This window comes from Kitasatospora sp. NPDC059973 (genome assembly GCF_042737525.1).
GTDB lineage: Bacteria > Actinomycetota > Actinomycetes > Streptomycetales > Streptomycetaceae > Kitasatospora.
This window is the reverse complement of the sequence record NZ_JBHWUI010000039.1, coordinates 39,500-57,727: the sequence shown is the minus strand read 5'-3', so window position 1 is coordinate 57,727 and position 18,228 is coordinate 39,500. Positions and strand designations below refer to the sequence as shown.

Below are 18,228 nucleotides of genomic sequence, written 5' to 3'. Positions count from 1 at the left end.
GCTCTGTCCGTGCGTCACCACGTGACGCACGGACAGAGCAGGCCGGCCTGGTGGGCCGTGGACCGCCCTACGGGGCGATCGGGAGGCGGCGCTTGTGGTCGGTGAGGCGGTAGCGGCGGACGATCGTCTCGAAGGTCTCCTCGGCGACCGGCTTGCCCTCCAGGAAGTCGTCGATGTCGTCGTAGGTGACACCGAGGGCGTCCTCGTCGGCCTTGCCCGGGGCGAGGGTCTCCAGGTCGGCGGTCGGGACCTTCCGGACCAGCTCGGCCGGGGCGCCCAGGGCGTCCGCGACGGCGCGCACGCGGCGCTTGGTCAGGCCGGTGAGCGGGACGAGGTCGGCCGCGCCGTCGCCGAACTTGGTGAAGAAGCCGGAGACCGCCTCGGCAGCGTGATCCGTGCCGACGACCAGGCCGTCGTGCGCGCCGGCCACCGCGTACTGGGCGATCATGCGCTGGCGGGCCTTGATGTTGCCGAGCACGAAGTCCTGGTGGCCGGCGTCGCGGAAGGCCACGTCGGCGGCCACGGCGGCGTCGAGCGCGGCGTCGCTGGCGGGCTTGATGTCGACGGTCAGCAGGTGGTCCGGCCGGATGAAGGAGAGCGCGAGCTGGGCGTCGTGCTCGTCGGCCTGGACCCCGTAGGGCAGCCGCATGGCGTAGAACCGCGCCTCGTGCCCGGCGGCCCGGGCGCGCTCGACGGCGAGCTGGCAGAGCCGGCCGGCGGTGGTGGAGTCGACACCGCCGCTGATGCCGAGCACGAGGGCGCGCAGACCGGTGGAGGTCAGCCGCTCGGCGAGGAAGGCCACCCGGCGCTCGATCTCCTTCTCGGCGTGGAAGGTCTCGGCGACCTCCAGCTCCCGGGCGATCTCCTGCTGCAGGGCGATGGACGCCGGCACGCTCACGTCTGCTCCTTGGTCGGGTTCGATGTGCTGTCGCACCCACCCTACTCAGGCCCGATGCCCGGTGGGACGGCCCGTTCGGCCGGGACCGGCGGACGGCCGAGGCCGCTCCCGGAGCCGGCGGCCGTGGGAGCCGCCGATTCCCGGCCCGCCCGGTGCCCGCAGGCCCGCTGACGACCCGTCGGGGGCGGTCCGTAGCATGGGCACGCGCGCGGACGGGGGGCCCGGTGCCCTCTGGCAGACTGTGCGACCAGTGGGGCTGTTGGGCCGGGGCATGACAGGTGGGGGCAGAGAGCATGAGCAGCCGGGGGACGGTGCTCGGGGGGCGTTACACCCTGACCGAGCGGATCGGCGGCGGGGGCATGGGCTCCGTCTGGCGCGCCGACGACGAGGTGCTCGCACGGCAGGTCGCCGTGAAGATCCTGCATCCGGGGCTGGTCGAGGACGGCGCCTTCGTCAAGCGGTTCCGGCGCGAGGCCCAGCTGCTCGCGGCGCTGAAGCACCCCGGCATCGTGGACGTCCACGACTACGGCGAGAGCGGCGAGGACGCCGGGGACGACCGGGTCGCCTACATCGTGATGGAGCTGATCGACGGGCAGCCGCTGGACAAGGTGCTCGCCGAGAGCGGGCCGATGCCGCCCGAGCGGGCCCTGGGGCTGCTCGCCACCGCGCTGGACGCCCTGCACGCCGCCCACCGGCAGGAGATCGTGCACCGCGACGTCAAACCGTCCAATCTGATGGTCCGGTCCGAGGGCCGGGTGACGGTGACCGACTTCGGCATCGCGCGGGCGGTCGCCAGCACCCGGATCACCGCCTCCCACGCGGTGATCGGGACGGCGCTCTACATGGCCCCCGAACAGGCCGAGGGACAGGCCATCACCCCGGCCTCGGACCTCTACTCGATCGGCGTGGTCGGCTACGAACTGCTCACCGGACAGCCGCCGTTCGTCGGCGAGAGCGTGCTGGAGGTCGCCCTCAAGCACATCCGGGAGCCCGCTCCGGAGCTGCCGGCGGCCGTTCCGGAGGCGGTGCGCGGGCTGATCGCCACCGCGCTGGCCAAGAAGCCGGAGGACCGCTTCGCCGACGCCGGCGCGATGGCCGCGGCGGCGCGGGCCGCGATCGCCGCCGCTCCCGGCGCCCCCGCGCTGCCGGCGCCGCCGGTCGTTCCGGTGATACCCGCGACGCCCGCCGTAGCCGCGGCCGACGTCGGCAAGGTGGAGTCCCGGGACGCCACCGAACCCGGCACCCGTCGGCGGCGGCGCGGCTTCCTCGTCCCCATCGTCATACCGGTGATCATCACGGCGGGCACCGCGACCGTGCTGCTGATCGACCGCACGCCCTTCACCTCCGAGGCGAAGACGCCCGGGACGCAGCCGTCCGTCACGGTCTCCGGCCCGGCGAACCCCGGCGGCCCGGCAACGCCGGCCGAGAACGCGACGACCCCGCCGCCGACCACCCCCGCGCCGACCGGCACCCCGACCGCGCCCGGCGCCACCGCGACCCCCGGCGCCCAGCAGTCCACGCCCGCGCCGGGCGGCACCGGTGCGGCGAACGGCGGCGGCGCGACCGGAGCGGGCGGCACCCCGCGCGCGACCCAGCCGCCGGCCGGCGTCCCGGCCCCGGCGGCCGGCACCGCCGGGGCCGGGAACCAGCCCGCTCCCGGAACGCAGCCCGGCACGCAGCCCAACCCCCAGCCGGCGGCCACCAGCGCCCCGCCGCAGACGCCCGTCACGCCGCCGGGCTGCGGAGGCACCAAGTGGGGGCCGATCGTCAGCGTGGCCTCCGGCCTCAAGCTCGGCCTGTCCAAGGACAGCCCGTCGGCCGGCCAGTCCGTGATCATGGGCGGCAACACCGCCTACGGCTGGGTGCGTTCGGACCCGGACCCGGGCGGCTGGTACCACCTCTACCCGTGCAACCTGAGCGGCGCGCCGCTCGTCCAGGAGACCGACGGGCGGGTGACGCTCTCGGGCGGCTTCAGCGTCCTGAGCAACTGGAAGGTCAGTGCCGGGAGCACGCCGGGCGCCTTCCGCCTCGCGGACTACATGGGCTCCGCGTGCATGACCGACAACGGCGCGGGCAACCAGGTCACCATGGTCACCTGCACCCCCGGGAACAAGTCCCAGGAGTTCAGGATCCCCTGATCGGAGCCGAAGGGGCGGCGGGCCGGCGGACCGGCAGACCGGTGGACCTACGGGGCCGCCGCCCCGGTCACGGTCGGGTCCAGAGGTTGCGGGCGGCGAGCAGCGGCAGCACGCCCTCGCCGAACCAGTACGCCTCCTCCAGGTGCGGGATCCCGGAGAGCACGAACTCGTCGATGCCCAGCTCGTGGTACTCGGTGATGAGGTCCGCGACCTCCCGGTGGCTGCCGACCAGGGCCGTGCCCGCGCCGCCCCGCAGCAGGCCGATGCCGGCCCAGAGCCCGGGGTGGATCTCCAGCCGCTCGGCCGAGCCGCCGTGCAGCGCGAGCATCCGGCGCTGGCCCTCCGACTCGCTCTCGGCGAGGGCGCGCTGGGTCTCCCGGACGCGCGCCGGGTCCATCGACGCCAGCAGCCGCTCGGTCTCCGCCCAGGCCTGGGCGGAGGTGTCCCGGGTGATCACGTGCAGCCGGATGCCGAAGCGGACCACCCGGCCCTGGGCGGCGGCCAGTTCGCGGATCCAGGCGATCTTCTCGCGGACCTGCGCGGGCGGTTCGCCCCAGGTCAGGTAGACGTCGGCGTAGCGGGCGGCGACGTCGCCCGCCGCCGGGGAGGACCCGCCGAAGTACACCGGCGGCACCTGGTCCGGGAGCCGGTTCAGGGTGGCCCGCTCGACCCGCAGATGGACGCCGTCGTGGTCGACCGTCTCCCCGGCCCAGAGTCGGCGGGTGATGGACAGGAACTCGCCGGTCCTGGCGTAACGGGCGTCCTTGTCCAGGAAGTCCCCGTACGCGCGCTGCTCGGCCGACTCCCCGCCGGTCACCACGTTGAGCAACAGCCGTCCGCCGGACTGCCGCTGGTAGCTCGCCGCCATCTGCGCGGCCAGGGTCGGACTGATCTGCCCGGGCCGGAACGCCACCAGGTACTTCAGCCGCTCGGTCACCTGGGTCAGCATCGCCGTGGTCAGCCAGGCGTCCTCGCACCACGCACCGGTCGGGGTCAGCGCCCCCTCGAAGCCCAACTGCTCCGCGGTGCGGGCGATCTGGCCGAGGTAGGCGATGCTCGGCGGCCGGTCGGAGCCGGCCGCGCCGGGCGTCGAGCCGTGCCCGCCGCCGACGATCTGCCGGCTGTCGCCGTTGGTGGGGAGGAACCAGTGAAAGGTGAGGGACATGGACGGACACGCTCCTGGCGGTGGTTGCCGGCTGCTGGTGGACCTGGTTCGCGTCAGCGGCGACAACCGGCCGTGCACACCCGTCCCAGGTCGACGTGCAGTCGCCGTACAGGGAGGAAGGGGGCCGGAGCGGTCATGGCCCGATTCTCCGGGACTCCCACCCCGCTGGACAAGACACCCGCGTCAGAACACCCGTGTCAGAACACCCACATCAGCCCACCGGGGCCGGAACACCGGGGCCGGAACACCCGCGCCAGTACTCCCCCGCGACCGCGCCGGAAGGGCCCCCGCCGGGCGGCGGACGGCGAACGGCCGCCGGGCCTCCCCTCGGCAGCGGAGGGGAGGCCCGGCGGTTGGTGCGGCAGGGGGGAGGCGGCTCAGACGAGGCCGGCCTTCTCCAGGGCGGCGCAGCAGGTGTTGACCAGGAGGCGGGTCACCACGTACGGGTCCACGTTGGCGTTCGGGCGACGGTCCTCGATGTAGCCCTTCTGGTCGACCTCGACCTGCCACGGGATACGGACCGAGGCGCCGCGGTCGGAGACGCCGTAGCTGTAGACGTTCCACGGAGCGGTCTCGTGCTTGCCGGTCAGGCGCGACTCGATGTCGGCGCCGTACTGGGTGACGTGCTCCAGGACGATCTCCTGCGAGGCGCCGAGCGACTCGCAGGCGGTGATGATCGCGTCGTAGTTCTCGCGCATCGCCTTGGTGGAGAAGTTGGTGTGCGCGCCGGCACCGTTCCAGTCGCCGCGCGCGGGCTTGGCGTCGAGGGTGGCGTCGATGCCGAACTCCTCGGCGGTGCGGTAGAGCAGGTAGCGGGCGACCCACATGTGGTCGGAGACGGTCAGCGCGTCGACCGGGCCGATCTGGAACTCCCACTGGCCGGGCATGACCTCGGCGTTGATGCCGCAGAGCGAGAGGCCGGCGGCGAGGCAGCGGTCCATGTGCAGCTCGACGATCTCGCGGCCGAAGACCTCCTCGGCACCGACACCGCAGTAGTAGCCGCCCTGCGGGGCCGGGAAGCCGCCCTCGGGGAAGCCGAGCGGGCGGGAGCCCTTGAAGAAGGTGTACTCCTGCTCGATGCCGAAGATCGACTCCTGAGCGGCGAACTGCTCGGCGATCGGGCGCAGCAGCGCACGGGTGTTGCTCTCGTGCGGGGTGCCGTCGATCTCGTTCACCTCGCACAGGACGAGGATGTTGTCGCCGCCGCGGATCGGGTCCGGGAAGGTGGCAACCGGCTCGAGGACGCGGTCCGAGGCGTGACCCTCGGCCTGGTTGGTGGAGGAGCCGTCGAAGCCCCAGGTGGGGATCTTGTCCGCGTTGGCCAGGATCCGAGTCTTGGAGCGGAGCTTGGCGGTCGGCTTCGTGCCGTCGATCCAGATGTACTCGGCCTTGATTGCCACGGGGGTGAACCTCGCAAACTGGGTGGTGGGTGCCCGCGTAGCGTTGCAAGCCGCCGTTTCCCGGTTGTTCCTCCTATGTAACACCCAGGTGAACCAACCGTCCGCGTTGGCACGGTCACGGTGCGGGAGTGCCGTGGATGGCACCCCGCACCGATCGGCGCACCGCGACGGGTGTCCCTCCTTCACCGCGACGGGCGTGGGCCCTTCACCGCGGCGCGGGTGGGCCCTTCACCGCGGCGACCCGCAGAGCCCCACCGCGGCGGGTGTCAGTGCTTACGGGCGTGCGCCGCCCGGCGACGGGTGGCCCAGAGCGCGCCGCCGCCGGCCGCGACCAGGGCGGCGGCTCCGGCGGCGAGCGGACCGGTCGCGTCACTGCCGCCGGTCGCGGCGAGGTTGCCGCCGGCGGCGGTGGCGGTGGCCTGCGGCCGGGCGGTTCGGCCGGGCGGCGTGGTGGTCGCGTCGACCGCGGGCTGGACCGCCGGGGCGGTGCCGGGCGCCGTCGGCGTGACCGAGGGGGTCGGCGTGACCGGTGCGGTCGGCTTCTCGCAGCTCACCGAGGCCACGGTGATCTTCCCGGTCACCTTGGCGACGTTGAGGTTGAGCGGGTTCACCTCGATCTGCACCTCCAGGGCCGAGGCGGCGGCCGTGGTCGACGTGGTGGCCCGCTTGGAGAACTCCACCGAGACCCTGCCGACCAGCGGCACGTCCACGTCGGTCGGCCCGTACAGGCTGAGGGTGACCGGCTTGCCGAGCACGGTGAGCTTGGCGGGGGCGGTGACGTCGGCGGTGGGCGGCCCGTCGACCGGGCAGGTCACCGAGGAGCTGAGCGCCTCCAGGCCGAGCAGGGTGGTGGCCGGGAGACCGGGCGCGTGCACGTCGGCGTTGACCAGCTTGACCGAGGCGGCGGTGCCCTTGGCGTCCGACTTCACCACCGAGGTGCCGACATCGGCCTTGACCAGGGTGACCGGGCCCTGCTGGTCGACGCCGTCGACCTTGGCCGTCAGCAGCGAGCCTTCGCGCTGGGCCGGGCTCTCGACCTTGTTGAGCGCGAGGTTCACCGGCACGTCGACCTTGCTCAACAGCTGCACGTCCAGCGCGAGTTCGGCGGTGACGGCGCGCGCCCTGCCCGCCGTGGCGGTCGGCGCGGCGGCCGCGGCGGTCGAACCCGCGGCCGCGGTGGCGGACGCGGGCGTGGGGCCGGTCGCGTGGGCCACCGGCGCCACGACCAGCGCCGACGCCACCGCGGCGGCGACGGCGGAGCCGGCGAAGGACGTGGAACGGGAAGAAGACATGGCGGTACCCCCACAGGTGGTGATCTCGGTAGAGCGCGCCTCCGACATCACCCGCGAGGCGGGGCAAGGGGCCGGTGCTCCGTACGACGAGTCGCCAGTCTTCATCGAACAGTGCGTCACATGAGCCACACAGAACGTCATTTCACTCATTCGGGTGAGGTTGACGCCCAAAGCTGCCCGGCGAAGCACTGCGGCAGGACACCTCCGGCAGGACACCTCCGGCAGGCCCCCTACCGCGGGAGCCCTACGGCAGTCGCCAGTCCACCGGCTGCGCCCCCTGCCGCACCAGCAGCTCGTTGGCCCGGCTGAACGGCCGCGAGCCGAAGAAGCCGCCGTTCGCCGAGTACGGGCTCGGGTGGGCGGACTCGATCGCCGGCACCTCGCCCAGCAGCGGGCGCAGGTTGCGGGCGTCGCGCCCCCAGAGGATCGCCACCAGCGGGCCGCCGCGCGCCGCCAGGGCCTTGATCGCCTGCTCGGTGACCTCTTCCCAGCCCTTGCCGCGGTGCGCGGCGGGCTTGCGCGGAGCGGTGGTCAGGGCCCGGTTCAGCAGCAGCACGCCCTGCCGCGTCCACGGCGTGAGGTCGCCGTTGGAGGGCTGCGGCAGGCCGAGGTCGGTCCCGTACTCCTGGAAGATGTTGATCAGGCTCGCCGGGATCGGCCGCACCTCCGCCCCCACCGAGAAACTGAGCCCGACGGCGTGGCCGGGCGTAGGGTACGGGTCCTGCCCGACGATCAGCACCCGCACGTCGGCGAGGGGCTGCTGGAAGGCGCGCAGGACGTTCGGCCCCGAGGGCAGGTACGTGCGGCCGGCGGCCAGCTCGGCGCGGAGGAAGTCGCCCATGGCGGCGACCCGGCCGGCGACCGGCTCCAGCGCGGCGGCCCAGCCGGGCTCGACGATCTCGTTCAGTGGACGCGGTGCCATGGTCGCCACCCTATCGGCCTACTCGGACAGGCCGTTCACCCGGATGATCATCAAAGCGACCATCGGCCGCACGGCCCCCGGGGAGGACCGCTCAGCCCACCGGCCGCCCGCGCAGCACCACCAGCCGCGGATCGGCGAGCACCCGGACGTCCGCCCGCGGGTCCTCGTCGTACACCACGAAGTCCGCCGACGCCCCCTCCTCCAGGCCCGGTCGGCCGAGCCACCGGCGCGCCCCCCAGGTGGCCGCCGACAGCGCCTCGACGGGAGCGAGCCCGGCCTTGACCAGCTCGGCCACCTCCTCGGCGACCAGCCCGTGGGCGAGCGAACCGCCCGCGTCCGTCCCGACGAAGACCGGGATGCCCGCGTCGTGCGCGGCCCCGACGGTGTCGTAGCGGCGCTCGTGCAGCCGACGCATGTGCGCGGACCAGGCCGGGAACTTGGCCTCGCCGCCGGCCGCGAGGGTCGGGAAGGTGGCGATGTTGACGAGGGTCGGGACGATCGCGACGCCGCGCTCGGCGAAGGCCGGGATCAGCTCCTCGGTCAGCCCGGTGGCGTGCTCGACGCAGTCGATCCCGGCCGCCAGCAGGTCCGGCAGCGAATCGGCGGCGAAGCAGTGCGCGGTGACCCGCGCGCCCTCCTCGTGCGCCGCCGCGATCGCCTCGGCCAGCGCGTCGCCGGGCCAGCAGGCGGCGAGGTCGCCGGTGCCGCGGTCGATCCAGTCGCCGACCAGCTTGACCCAGCCGTCCCCGCGCCGGGCCTCGGCCCGGACGTAGGCGGCGAGGTCACCGGGCTCGATCTCGTGCGCGTAGTTGCGGATGTAGCGCCGGGTACGGGCGATGTGCCGGCCGGCCCGGATGATCCGGGGCAGGTCGTCCCGGTCGTCGATCCACCGGGTGTCGGCGGCCGAACCGGCGTCGCGGATCAGCAGGGTGCCGGCGTCCCGGTCGGTCACCGCCTGCTTCTCACTGGTCGCGGCGTCGACGGCGCCGTGCGCGTCCAGCCCGACGTGGCAGTGCGCGTCCACCAGCCCGGGCAGCACCCAGCCGGTCACCGTGCGCACGTCCGCGGCGGCCGCCGGGCGGTCGAACGCCACCCGGCCGTCCACCACCCAGAGTTCGTCCCGGACGTCCTCCGGCCCGACCAGCACCCGGCCCCTGACGTGCAGCACCGCACCATCGCTCATGCCCCGCACTCTACCGAGCGGGGTCCCGCCCGGGCAGGGCCTTCCCGGCGCGCGGGGAGGATGAGGCAGACTCGTCCCTGTCCGAACCGCCTCCCCTCCTTCGTCCGTTCTCCGTTCCGCGCTCCGTCCCGTTCTCCGTCCCGTTCTCCGAAAGGCCGGCCGCCACCGTGAGCCCGTTCCTCGACCTTCCTCCGCTCAGCGCCGCCGACTTCGCGGCGGTCGAGGACAAGGTCGCCGCGCTGCTGCACACCTCCGCCGATGTGATCGTCACCCAGGGTGAGGCGCTGCTGCCGCTGGAGGCCGCGATCCGCAGCGCCGCGCGGCCCGGCTCCACCGCGCTGAACATCGTCACCGGCCCGTACGGCCAGACCTTCGGCAACTGGCTGCGCGACTGCGGGGCGACGGTCGTGGACCTCGCGGTGCCGTTCGACACCGCCGTCACCGCCGCGCAGGTCGCCGAGGCACTGGCGGCCCACCCGGCGATCGACTTCGTCTCGCTGGTCCACGCCGAGGCCGCCACCGGCAACACCAACCCGGTCGCCGAGATCGCCGCCGTGGTCCGCGCGCACGGTGCGCTGCTGATGGTGGACGCCGTCGCCTCGGTGGCCGCCGAACCGCTGCTCACCGATGCCTGGGGCATCGACCTCTGCGTGATCGGCGGGCAGAAGGCGATGGGCGGCCCAGCCGGGGTGTCCGCCGTCTCGGTCTCCGAGCGCGCCTGGGAGCGGATCGCCGCCAACCCGGCCGCGCCGCGCCGCTCCTACCTCTCGCTGCTGGACTGGAAGGAGCGCTGGACGGACGCCGGGCGCACCGCACTCCCGCACGCCCCGGCCCAGTTGGAGATGCTGGCGCTCGGCGCCTGCCTGGACCGGATCGCCGCGGCCGGCCTGCCCGCCGTGATCGCCCGCCACCGCGCCGCCGCCGCGGCGGTCCGGGCGGGCGTCCGCGCCCTGGGCACCGTCGCCCCGTTCGTCCCGGACGACGCCCACGCGGCGCCGGTCGCCACCACCCTGCGCACCCCCGCCGGCCTGTCCGCCGCCGGGCTCGCCGCGGACCTGCTGCGCCTCGACCCGACCCTCCCCGTCCAGCCCGGCGGCGGCGCCCTCGCCGACTCGATGCTGCGGGTCAACCACTACGGCCCGGCGGCCTCGCTCGCCACCGTCCGCGCCTTCCTGACCGCCCTGGCCACCACCCTCGGCGCCGACACCGGGGCCGACACCGACACCGGGGCCGACACCGGGTCCGCCCTCAAGGCGGCCGACGCCGCCTGGGAGAGCGCCGTCGCCGCCGGCTGAGACCGGTCGCCCGACCACGCCGCGAACCCCTCGGGAGCTCTTGTTCCCGAGGGGTTCACCGTGTGGCCACCCAGATCTCACCGTCACCCGGCAGGCTCCCGCACGAGGAGAAGTTGGCTATACAACTTCACCAAGCCATCTGCCGACCAGGAGAGACCCATGGCGCTCCCGACCCACCTGCCGCCGTACTGGCTGCGCGACAACTGCCCCTGCGCCGAGTGCCGGGACGGGCGCAGCGGGCAGAAGCTGTTCCAGATCACCGACCTGCCGGCCGACCTCGCCCTCGCCGCCCACACCGAGGTCGGCGGGAACCTGGAGGTGCTCTGGTCGGACGGCCACCGGTCGCGCTACCCGCTGGACTGGCTGGCGCGGGACGCCGACGGCGACGGGCGCACCGAGGCGGAGAAGCGGCTCTGGGTCGCGGCCGACTTCCGCCGCGGCATCCCGGAGGCGGCGTGGGAGGCCTACCTGGCCGACCCGGCCGAGCAGGCGGCGGTGCTCGGGGCCGTCCGGCGCTCCGGGTTCGCGGTGCTGCGCGGGGTACCGGCGGTCGAACGGCAGGTGCTCGCGGTGGCCCGCTCCTTCGGCCACGTCCGGGTCACCAACTACGGCGAGCTGTTCGACGTCCGGGTCGAGCCGGACCCGAACAACCTGGCCTTCACCAGCGCCGCGATCGCCCCGCACAGCGACAACCCGTACCGGGACCCGGTGCCCACCCTGCAGCTGCTGCACTGCCTGGAGAACTCCGCGACCGGCGGCGACTCCGGGCTGGTGGACGGCTTCAAGGCGGCGGCGCTGCTGCGCGAGGAGTCCCCGGCGGACTTCGTGGTGCTGACCCGTACCCCGGTCCCCTTCGTGTTCCGCGACCGCGGCACCGAACTGCGCGCCGACCGCCCGCTGATCGAGGTGGACGCGCGCGGCCGGATCCGCGAGGTGCGGTTCAACAACCGGTCGATCAGCACCCTGCGCGGGTCCGCCGAGGAGCTGGACGCCTTCTACGCGGCCTACCGCCGGTTCGCCGCGATCACCCTGCGGCCCGAACTCCGGCTGGACTTCCGGCTCGACCGGGGCGACTGCCTGATCTTCGACAACGTCCGTCTGCTGCACGCCCGGACGGCCTTCGAGCAGGACGGCTCGCGCCACCTCCAGGGCTGCTACGCGGACCTCGACTCGCTGCACAGCACCCTCGCGGTGCTGCACCGGCGCACCGCCGCGCTGGACACGATCGCCGAGCTGTTCGCGGGCGAGGGCGCCGGCGAGTACCTGGGCGAGGCGGTCACCATGGCCGAGCACATGCTGCAGGCCGGGGCGCTGGCGCAGGCCGCCGGGGCCGCGCCGGAGCTGGTCGCGGCCGCGCTGCTGCACGACATCGGGCACTTCTTCGACAAGCACGGCCACGGCGCTTCGCACGGGCGCGACCTGATGAACGGCCAGGACAACCGGCACAGCGACACCGGCGCCGCCTGGCTGGCCCAGTGGTTCGGCCCGGAGGTCACCGAGCCGGTCCGGCTGCACGTGGCCGCCAAGCGCTACCTGTGCACGGCCGAGCCCGGCTACCGCGAGCGGCTCTCCGAGGCCTCGGAGTACACGCTCCGGGTGCAGGGCGGCCCGATGGGCGCGGAGCAGGCCGCCGCCTTCGCGGCCCTGCCCGGCGCGGCCGACGCGGTCGCCGTGCGCCGCTGGGACGAGCAGGCCAAGGACCCGGACGCCGAGACCCCGGGGTTCGAGCACTTCCGCCCGCTGCTGGCCGCCCTCATGCGCTAGGGGGAGTGGGGCGTCGGCCGGTCCGACTCCCCACTCCGGCCCCGGAGTTCAGTCACCCTCCCGGGCGTGCCGCGAAAGGGCCGAGGTGGCCAGCGAGTTGTGGATGCTGAAGGCCACCGTGCCGGGCAGGTAGCGGTCCTGGGACCACTCCACCGGCATCCCGGTCGGGTCGGTGGTCCGGCGCCGCTCGCGCAGCAGCGGGCTGCCCCGGCGGCAGCCGAGCAGCCGGGCGTCCTCCGCGTTGGCGGCGACTATGTCGATGGTGTGGTCGGCGTCGGTGAACAGGATGCCGTGCTCGCGCAGGACTTCGGTGTGCGAGACCACGTCGGCCGGCAGCTGGGCGACGATCTCGCCGACCCGGGGCGGGTAGACCGTCCGCTCCACCATCACCGCCGCGCCGGAGAGCGTGCGCAGCCGGACGGTGGCGTACACCTCGGAGCCGGCCTCCAGGCGCAGCTGCTCGCGCTCGGCGGCGTCGGCCGGCCGGCGCACCAGCGAGTCCAGGATGCCGCCGGGCTCCTCGCCCATCGAGTAGGCCCAGTGCGTGAAGCTCAGCAGTTCGGAGAAGCTCTGCACCCGGGCGGTGCCCAGCACCACCCGCCGGGTGCCGCGCCGGGAGGTGACCAGGCCGTCCGAACGCAGCACGGCGAGCGCCTGGCGGACGGTGCCGCGGGAGACCCCGTACTGCTCGGCCAGCGTGCCCTCGGCGGGCAGCCGGCCGGCCTCGCCGAACGCGCCGGTGGTGATCGCCTCGCGCAGATCGGCGGCGACCTTGCGGTAGAGCGCACCGGCGGCGCGCTCCTGGCCCGGCGCGGCAGGGGCCACGGGGGCGGCGGGTGCCGCAGGGACCGCGGGGCGGTCGGGCTCCAGTGCCACGTCAGTCAATGTCCCTCCTGGGGCGGTGTCCTGCGCAGCCGTACCGGCCCGGACAGCCCGACTTTATCCCGCTGCGCCTTCGAAGCATCGCATTCGGTCGATCACTCACCGAGGCCCTGATTCGACCGTTCCCGTAGCCGCCCCCGGTTCTGGGCCATCCGTTCACCTTCCCGTCACCGGACTCCGGCGTACTTACCTCCGTCAGGCGAAGTTGGCTAGTCAACTCGGACGGTTCCGAACGACTGATCGCCCGGCCCGCCCTTGTGAAGAAGCACCTCTCAGCGAGACGCACCCCCGCGAAACGCACCCCTCGCAGTACGCCCCTGATCAGGAGACTGACCCGTGACCGTGCACCGTGCCCGCGCCGCCGCCTTCGCGGCCGTACTGACCGCCGCCGCGCTCTCCCTCACCGCCTGCGGCTCCGCCGGTTCGACCGCCCCGAAGTCCGGTGACGCCGCCAAGGCCGGCGCGAAGGACGCCAAGGACGCCACCTCGCTCGCCGACTTCGGCGGTCTGGACGGCCTCGTCGCCGCCGCCAAGAAGGAGGGCAAGCTGCACGTCATCACGCTGCCCAGGGACTGGGCCAACTACGGCAAGATCATGGACTCGTTCAAGGCCAAGTACGGCATCGAGATCGAGGACGAGAACCCGGACGGCTCCAGCCAGGACGAGATCAACGCGATCACCTCCCGCAAGGGCCAGGACCGCGCCCCCGACGTCGTCGACCTCGGCAGCGCGTTCGCGCTCCAGGCGGTCAAGGACGGCCTGCTCGCCCCCTACAAGGTGGCCACCTTCGACAAGGTGCCGGACACCATGAAGGACGCGAACGGCGCCGCCGTCAACGACTACGGCGGCTACGTCTCCATCGGCTGCGACGCCAAGAAGATCCCGAACTGCCCGAAGACCTTCGCGGACCTGCTCAAGCCCGAGTACAAGGGCCAGGTCGCCTTGAACGGCAACCCGACCAAGTCCGGCTCCGCGTTCGGCGGCGTCTACGCGGCCGCGCTCGCCAACGGCGGTTCGCTGGACAACATCCAGCCCGGCATCGACTTCTTCGGAAAGCTGAAGGCCACGGGCAACTTCAACCCCGTCGAGTCCACCCCGGCCACCATCGAGAAGGGCGAGACCCCGATCTCGATCGACTGGTCGTACCTGAACGCCGGCTACACCGACGAGTTCAAGGAGAAGGGCGTCGACTGGAAGGTCTCCGTCCCCTCCGACGGCAGCTACGCCCAGTTCTACAACCAGGCCGTCAACAAGTGGGCCCCGCACCCGGCGGCCGCCCGCCTGTGGCAGGAGTACCTGTTCAGCGCCGAGGGCCAGAACCTCTTCCTCGGCGGCTACGCCACCCCCTCCACCTTCGAGGCCCTGAAGAAGGACGGCACCCTCGACACCGCGGCCGCCGCCAAGCTGCCCGCCGTCGAGAAGCCGTTCACCACCTTCCCGACCCAGGACCAGATCACGGCCGCCAAGAAGGTCGTCACCGAGAACTGGACCAAGGCCATCGCAGGCTGACCCCCGGCCGCAGCAACCCGAAACGGGCTGATCCCACTCATGACCACGGCTCCCGCCCCGGTGCCGACCACCCCCGCCGCCACCGTTCACGGTGGCGGCGCGGGGGCGTCCGCCGCCGCTCCCACCCCCACCCCCGCCCGGCCCACCCGCCGGCGCCCGCGCGGCGGCTCCTGGCTCGCCACGGTGCCGCTCTTCCTCTTCTTCCTGATCGGCTTCGGCCTCCCCGCCGTCGCCATCGTGATCGGCGCGTTCACCACCTCCAGCGACGCGGAGGGCGGGGGCGGCCAGTTCACCCTCGACAACATCAGGGACTCCGTCCAGGGCGCGTACTGGACGGCGATGCTCAGCAGCCTCAAGCTGTCCGCGCTGACCGCGCTGCTCGCCACCCTGATCGGCCTGCCGATCGCGCAGGCCGTGGTGACCTCCCGGCAGACCTGGCTGCGCCAGGCGGTGCTGACCGCCTCCGGCGTGCTCGCCAACTTCGGCGGCCTGCCGCTCGCCTTCGCCTTCGTCGCCACCCTCGGCAACGCGGGCGAGGTCACCAAGCTGCTCCACCTGACGGACCACGGCTGGTCGCTCTACTCCTTCACCGGCCTGACCATCGTCTACCTGTACTTCCTCATCCCGCTGATGGTGCTCACCATCACCCCGGCCCTGGACGGCCTGCGGGTGCAGTGGCGCGAGGCGGCCCACAACAACCGGGCCACCACCGTCCAGTACTGGCTGCACGTCGCGCTGCCGATCCTGCTGCCCTCCCTGCTCGGCGGCTTCGTGCTGCTGTTCGGCAGCGCCTTCGCCGCGTACGCCACCGCCGCGGCCATGGTCGGCGCGACCGTGCCGCTGGTCAGCCGCTCGATCGCGGACGCGCTCTCCGGCAACGTGCTGGTCGGCCAGGGCAACCTCGCGCTCGCCCTCAGCCTCAACATGATCGTGGTGGCCGTCCTGGTGATGGCCGTGTACCTCCCCCTCCAGCGCCGGAGTGCCCGATGGCTCAGCTGACCTCCGCCCGCCCCTCCTCGCCGCGCCGCAAGGTGCGCTGGTGGCGCGGCGCCGTCCTGCTGCTCGCGGGCGTCTACTTCGTCGTCCCGCTGGCCGCCGCCGGCTACTTCTCGATCGACGACCCGAAGGGCTACTCCTTCGAGGCGTACACCGGACTGCTCAGCGCCCCCGGCTTCCTGGACAGCCTCTGGCTCACCCTGGGCCTGGCCGTAGTCACCGTCCTGGTGCTGCTGCTCCTGCTGGTACCGGCGCTGATCGCGGTGCGGCTCGGCTCACCGAGGCTGCGCCCGGTGATCGACGTGCTCTGCACCCTGCCGCTGGTCGTCCCGCCGGTCGCGCTGACCGCCGGCCTGATCGGCGTGCTGCGCTGGGGCCCGGACTACCTGATGGACACGCCGTTCTTCCAGACCTTCGTGTTCATCCAGGACCCGGACTTCCCGCTGGTGCTGGTCATCGCCTACGTGCTGATGTCGCTCCCGCTCGCCTACCGGGCGCTGGACGCCGGTCTGCGCGCGGTGGACCTGCGCACCCTGGTCGAGGCCGCCCGCAACTGCGGCGCGAGCTGGCCGCGCGCGGTGTTCACCGTGGTGCTGCCCAACCTGCGCGGCGCGCTGCTGAACGCCTCCTTCCTCACCCTGGCCCTGGTCCTCGGCGAGTTCACCGCCGCCTCGATCCTCGGCTACCAGCCCTTCCCGGTGTGGATCTACTCGGTCGGCAACAGCCAGGCCCACATGTCGGTCGCGGTCTCCATCCTGAGCCTGCTGATCACCTGGCTGCTGCTGCTCCTGCTGGCCACCGTCGGCCGCGAGCGCCGCCACAAGACCACCACTTCCTGAAGCCCCCGGAGCGATCCCCATCATGACCACGGTTACCGCCCCCGTCGCCGGCACCCCCCTCGCACCCGGCGGCGCGACCGTCGAATTCCTCGGCCTGCGCCGCTCGTTCGGTGCCACCACCGCGCTGGACGGCCTCGACCTGACCGTCCGGCCCGGCGAGCTCCTCGCCCTGCTCGGCCCGTCCGGCTGCGGCAAGACGACCGCGCTGCGCATCCTGGCCGGCTTCGAGCAGCACGACTCCGGCCAGGTGCTGGTGGACGGCGAGGACATCACCCGCATCCCCGCGCACCGGCGCGACGCGGGCATGGTGTTCCAGTCCTACAGCCTGTTCCCGCACCTGACCGCCGCCGACAACGTGGCCTTCGGCATGCGGATGCGCGGCACCGGCAAGGCCGAACGCCGCAGGCGCGCCCAGGAGTTGCTGGAGCTGGTCGGTCTGCCGCAGCACGCCGACCGCTACCCGCACCAGATGTCCGGCGGCCAGCAGCAGCGCATCGCGCTCGCCCGCGCGCTCGCCCTGCGGCCGCGCGTGCTGCTGCTCGACGAACCGCTCTCCGCCCTGGACGCCAAGGTCCGCCTCTCGCTGCGCGAGGAGATCCGCCGCCTCCAGCAGGAGCTGGGGATCACCACCCTGTTCGTCACCCACGACCAGGAGGAGGCACTCTCGATGGCCGACCGGGTCGCGGTGCTGCGCGCGGGCCGGCTGGAGCAGTGCGCCACACCGTCCGAGCTGTACGCCCGCCCGGCCACCGCCTTCGTCGCCGAGTTCGTCGGCACCATGAGCCGCATCCCCTGCACCCGCACCGCCGACGGCGTCGAGGTACTCGGCCGCCGCCACGCGGTGGACGGGGCCGCGCCGGCGGACGGCTCGCTCGACGTACTGGTCCGGCCGGAGAACGTGTCGCTGGTCCCGGCCCTGAACGGCCAGGCGCTGGTGGTCTCCGCGTCCTTCCTGGGCGCCGTCACCCGCCTCACCGTCCGGCTCGACGACGGCACCGAGGTCAAGGCCGACCTGCCGACCGACGGCGCCGCGCTCCTGCCGGTCGGTTCGCGCGCCGCGCTGTCGCTGCCGGAGCGCCCGGTCCTGGTCGACCGTCGTACGGTCTGACCTGTCCGCTCGTCCGACGAACCACCGAAGGTACCGCCATGCCTGATACCGCTCCGCCCGATTCCGCACACCCGGGTTCCGCTCAGCCGGGTTCCGCTCAGCCCGATTCCGCACAGCCGACCCCGGCCCAGCCCGACCCCACGAAGGCCGACCCGGCGAAGCCCGGATCCGCCGCGCCCGCCGCCGTCCTGTTCGACATGGACGGCACCCTCGTCGACACCGAGCACCTCTGGTGGCAGGCCGCCGCCGAACTCGCCGACGAGCTGCGCCACCCGCTCACCGACCAGGACGCGCCCGAGGTGCTCGGCCAGGCCATCGAGCACACCGCCGCCCACCTGCACCGGGTCAGCGGCACCAGCCTCAGCGAGGCCGAACTCGCCGACCGCCTCGGCGAGTCCTTCGCCGGCAAGGTCGCCGCGCAGACCGTCCCGCGGCCGGGGGCGCTCGCCCTGCTCGCCGAGCTCCGGGACGCCCGGGTGCCCACCGCGCTGGTGTCGGCCTCCCCGCGCCGGGTGGTCGACCTCGTGCTGTCCACCATCGGCCGCGACTGGTTCGCCGTGACGCTGGCCGCCGAGGACACCCCGCGCACCAAGCCCGCGCCCGACCCCTACCTCGCCGCCGCCGAGCGGCTGGGCCTCGACCCGGCCGACTGCGTGGCCGTCGAGGACACCCCGACCGGCGTCGCCTCGGCCGCCGCCGCGGGCTGCGCGGTGCTCGCCGTCCCCTCGACCGCCACGCCCATCCCCCGGGGATCGCGCGTCACCCTGCTGGACAGCCTGGTGAACGCCGACCTCGCGCTGCTGGGGAAGCTCGGCGCCGCACCCGCGGTGTGACCGG

Annotated in this window: 15 protein-coding genes; 8 read left to right on the top strand and 7 right to left on the bottom strand. The window is 73.6% G+C overall.

What is annotated here, in order from left to right; genetic code table 11:
* Nucleotides 1-67 precede the first annotated feature (67 nt).
* Nucleotides 68-898 carry an ammonia-dependent NAD(+) synthetase gene (gene nadE / locus ACFWA9_RS13855; protein WP_329490068.1) on the bottom strand — a complete coding sequence of 277 codons (831 nt, stop codon included), beginning with the start codon at nucleotides 896-898 and terminating at the stop codon, nucleotides 68-70.
* A gap of 293 nt (nucleotides 899-1,191) precedes the next feature.
* Between nadE and ACFWA9_RS13850 the strand changes: the two genes are divergently transcribed.
* Complete coding sequence (locus ACFWA9_RS13850) at nucleotides 1,192-3,036, top strand: protein kinase (protein WP_380386696.1); 1,845 nt, start codon at nucleotides 1,192-1,194, stop codon at nucleotides 3,034-3,036.
* Between the two features lie 67 nt (nucleotides 3,037-3,103).
* On the opposite strand, the gene ACFWA9_RS13845 is transcribed toward ACFWA9_RS13850, so the two are convergent.
* The 5 genes from ACFWA9_RS13845 to ACFWA9_RS13825 form a co-directional block, all read right to left on the bottom strand.
* Nucleotides 3,104-4,201, bottom strand: a complete 1,098-nt coding sequence (locus ACFWA9_RS13845; RefSeq protein ID WP_352288230.1) for an LLM class flavin-dependent oxidoreductase — start codon at nucleotides 4,199-4,201, stop codon at nucleotides 3,104-3,106.
* Between the two features lie 377 nt (nucleotides 4,202-4,578).
* Nucleotides 4,579-5,601, bottom strand: coding sequence for a glutamine synthetase (glnII, locus tag ACFWA9_RS13840; protein WP_329490065.1), 1,023 nt, complete (start codon nucleotides 5,599-5,601; stop codon nucleotides 4,579-4,581).
* A 266-nt stretch (nucleotides 5,602-5,867) separates the two neighbouring features.
* Nucleotides 5,868-6,893, bottom strand: a complete 1,026-nt coding sequence (locus ACFWA9_RS13835; RefSeq protein WP_380386692.1) for an SCO1860 family LAETG-anchored protein — start codon at nucleotides 6,891-6,893, stop codon at nucleotides 5,868-5,870.
* Between the two features lie 244 nt (nucleotides 6,894-7,137).
* Nucleotides 7,138-7,815, bottom strand: coding sequence for a uracil-DNA glycosylase (locus ACFWA9_RS13830; protein WP_380386689.1), 678 nt, complete (start codon nucleotides 7,813-7,815; stop codon nucleotides 7,138-7,140).
* Nucleotides 7,816-7,906: 91 nt separating this feature from the next.
* The gene (locus ACFWA9_RS13825) at nucleotides 7,907-8,998 is read right to left on the bottom strand and encodes an amidohydrolase family protein (protein WP_380386686.1); all 1,092 of its coding nucleotides are present in this window, start codon (nucleotides 8,996-8,998) and stop codon (nucleotides 7,907-7,909) included.
* 167 nt (nucleotides 8,999-9,165) lie between these two features.
* Here ACFWA9_RS13825 and ACFWA9_RS13820 point away from each other — a divergent pair, with 167 nt between their 5' ends.
* Both ACFWA9_RS13820 and ACFWA9_RS13815 read left to right on the top strand, forming a co-directional pair.
* Nucleotides 9,166-10,293, top strand: coding sequence for an aminotransferase class V-fold PLP-dependent enzyme (locus ACFWA9_RS13820; RefSeq protein ID WP_380386684.1), 1,128 nt, complete (start codon nucleotides 9,166-9,168; stop codon nucleotides 10,291-10,293).
* Between the two features lie 159 nt (nucleotides 10,294-10,452).
* On the top strand, nucleotides 10,453-12,057 hold the full coding sequence (locus ACFWA9_RS13815; RefSeq protein WP_380386681.1) for a TauD/TfdA family dioxygenase: 1,605 nt from the start codon (nucleotides 10,453-10,455) through the stop codon (nucleotides 12,055-12,057).
* 48 nt (nucleotides 12,058-12,105) lie between these two features.
* Here ACFWA9_RS13815 and ACFWA9_RS13810 read toward each other — a convergent pair whose 3' ends face one another.
* Nucleotides 12,106-12,933: a GntR family transcriptional regulator gene (locus tag ACFWA9_RS13810; RefSeq protein ID WP_380386711.1), complete on the bottom strand. Its 828-nt coding sequence runs from the start codon at nucleotides 12,931-12,933 to the stop codon at nucleotides 12,106-12,108.
* Nucleotides 12,934-13,275: 342 nt separating this feature from the next.
* Between ACFWA9_RS13810 and ACFWA9_RS13805 the strand changes: the two genes are divergently transcribed.
* The 5 genes from ACFWA9_RS13805 to ACFWA9_RS13785 all read left to right on the top strand — a co-directional run bounded on the left by ACFWA9_RS13805 (nucleotide 13,276) and on the right by ACFWA9_RS13785 (nucleotide 18,224).
* Nucleotides 13,276-14,448, top strand: coding sequence for an ABC transporter substrate-binding protein (locus ACFWA9_RS13805; RefSeq protein WP_329490059.1), 1,173 nt, complete (start codon nucleotides 13,276-13,278; stop codon nucleotides 14,446-14,448).
* Between the two features lie 39 nt (nucleotides 14,449-14,487).
* Nucleotides 14,488-15,447 (top strand): ABC transporter permease, encoded by a 960-nt coding sequence (locus ACFWA9_RS13800; RefSeq protein WP_380386677.1) that lies wholly within the window; start codon nucleotides 14,488-14,490, stop codon nucleotides 15,445-15,447.
* Nucleotides 15,435-16,283 (top strand): ABC transporter permease subunit, encoded by an 849-nt coding sequence (locus ACFWA9_RS13795; RefSeq protein ID WP_329490056.1) that lies wholly within the window; start codon nucleotides 15,435-15,437, stop codon nucleotides 16,281-16,283. Before ACFWA9_RS13800 ends, ACFWA9_RS13795 begins: the two co-directional genes overlap by 13 nt.
* A 22-nt stretch (nucleotides 16,284-16,305) precedes the next feature.
* On the top strand, nucleotides 16,306-17,391 hold the full coding sequence (locus ACFWA9_RS13790; protein WP_380386674.1) for an ABC transporter ATP-binding protein: 1,086 nt from the start codon (nucleotides 16,306-16,308) through the stop codon (nucleotides 17,389-17,391).
* A 188-nt stretch (nucleotides 17,392-17,579) separates the two neighbouring features.
* Complete coding sequence (locus ACFWA9_RS13785; RefSeq protein ID WP_380386708.1) at nucleotides 17,580-18,224, top strand: HAD family hydrolase; 645 nt, start codon at nucleotides 17,580-17,582, stop codon at nucleotides 18,222-18,224.
* Nucleotides 18,225-18,228 lie beyond the last annotated feature (4 nt).